General features: G+C 40.6%; 2 protein-coding genes. Both read left to right on the top strand.

Annotation, left to right across the window (positions count from 1 at the left end; all coding sequences use genetic code 11):
• A partial coding sequence (locus QWF21_RS17935; RefSeq protein WP_330089412.1) for a DUF4886 domain-containing protein occupies positions 1-931 on the top strand: 931 nt, incomplete at its 5' end.
• 213 nt (positions 932-1144) lie between these two features.
• Positions 1145-1783: a serine O-acetyltransferase gene (locus QWF21_RS17940; RefSeq protein ID WP_330089413.1), complete on the top strand. Its 639-nt coding sequence runs from the start codon at positions 1145-1147 to the stop codon at positions 1781-1783.
• Positions 1784-2055: the final 272 nt, after the last annotated feature.

Below are 2055 nucleotides of genomic sequence, written 5' to 3' on the forward strand. Positions count from 1 at the left end.
GGGTTTGGTCGCGCCATTGTATCTTCCTTGGGGCTATGGAGTTAAGATGTTTTACATTAGGTATTTACTATTTATAGTTTGCAGTAGTTTTATTTGTTTCGGCAATGCTACGGATAACTCTGAAGAATTTAAGCTGATGCATATTGGTAATAGCTTTTCCAACAACAGCACTGAGTATTTGTCGCAGTTGGCTGAAGCAGGAGGCAAGAAAATCACAATCTATGCAGCAACTAAAGGGGGATGCTCTTTGCAATGCCATGCAGACTTTTTGCAGTTAGCTCAGCAAAACAAGCCAGAGGGGATTACCTACAATGTGACGCCTGCACTAAAGAATCACTATGGTGCTATGCGGTCAATTAGCTTGATTGATGCTCTAAAAGCCGAACAATGGGATTTCATTACGATACAGCAGGCCAGCAGGCAGAGTATTAATATCGACTCTTTTGAGCCATATGGCGGCAAGCTGATTGAACAAATTAAAAGTAACGCTCCTTCTGCCAGTATCATGGTGCACAAAACCTGGGCTTATCATGATGAACACCGAATGCTTAAGGAGCAAGGAGAGGGGCCAGCAAATCATCTGGCTATGCATCAAGAGCTGTCAGAGGCATATCAACAGTTTGCTGCAAAGTATGAGCTGCCATTAATTCCTTCTGCAGATGCTATGTCTCTTGCATATCAGCAACTGTCAAGAACTGATACTGGTCCGAGAATGCAATATATTAGGTTCAGTTCTAACTCACTTTATGATAATGATGGCGCACACTTAGGAGTTGCTGGTAAATACCTTACAGCCTCTGTGTGGTATGAAGTTCTGTTTAATGAGTCAGTGGTTCATGTCGATTTTGTTCCAGAAGAACTGGATGTTGATTTTGCTCGCCAATTACGAGAGCTAGCTCACAAAGTAGTGCAACAACGGAAAGGACTGTAGCAGCATGCGGGTAGATAAAATTTCTTGCTGTAATCAATAGTGGTATTGTTACTTGTTGGTGAGGTTGCTTGCTTTGTACTGAATAGACCCGCGCTATCACAAAGCTCTGCTGGAAATAATATTCAATTTAATCACCTATTGAATTTTTTATGCTAAGTGAGAAATGTAAGATTTTTTGTTGCTTTGACTATTTCATGTTGAAATAGTGGAGTCATGGCTGGTTATCTATTGTCGTTGATATGGTTAGCTGATTTTAGTGATTATGATGGACTATTTATGATGTGTCAGATTGATAGTAAGAAAATGCTGTTAGATTTTATCGAGGCAGATCGGAAAGCACTTGGGATAGAAAATACCCTCAAAAACTTAATATTTAATAATGTATGGAAGTATCAGCGAAACCTGAGAAAATTAGAGTACGTTATAAATTGTAAAAAGCCTAAATTGGCTCGCTTTTACTATCGATATAAATTAAAAAGACTGGGTTCTCGTCTTGGGTTTAGCATACCACCTAATGTTTTTGGGCCAGGTCTTGCCATTGCACATATAGGCCCAATCATTGTTAATTCCGCTGCCCGTATTGGTGCAAATTGCAGAATCCATGTCTGTGTAAACATAGGTACCGCTGCCGGACATGAGTTTAAAGCACCAACAATAGGTAATAATTGTTACATCGGTCCAGGTGTGAAGATGTTTGGTGATATTACTATTGGAGATAATGTTGCTTTTGGTGCAAATGCTGTTGTCAATAAAAGCTTTCCGGATGGTAATTGCACATTAGGCGGTATTCCTGCAAAAATTATATCGGAAAAAACCTCTAATGGCTTTTTAGTTCAAGCATGGCCTCTTTAACAACTGAATCAAAGAGCCAGCGTTGTTGATACCCCACCGGCAATCTTGGCTTTTTACACCTTCGGGGCATATCCCGAAGTTCTAGAACAAGGCACGATAGCTTGTTGCGGTTGTGTTCTAAATTCTGTGTCATTTGAATTTTGGGGGCACCCATTAGCCTCTCGGTGTCAATAGCATAACCAAATCCGCGCGCACGCTAAGTGCGCGTATCTTTATTCCTTGCAAACCAATAACCGTCCCATTTTAGTTCTCGTTGGTGGTTATGCGTGTAT

Origin of the sequence: Alkalimonas mucilaginosa (assembly GCF_036327005.1) — a bacterium.
Lineage (GTDB): Bacteria > Pseudomonadota > Gammaproteobacteria > Enterobacterales > Alteromonadaceae > Alkalimonas > Alkalimonas mucilaginosa.

Coding starts and splice junctions, on each gene's coding strand:
- QWF21_RS17940 (WP_330089413.1), top strand. CDS start 1,145: ATGGCTGGTTATCTATTGTCGTTGATATGGTTAGCTGATTTTAGTGAT.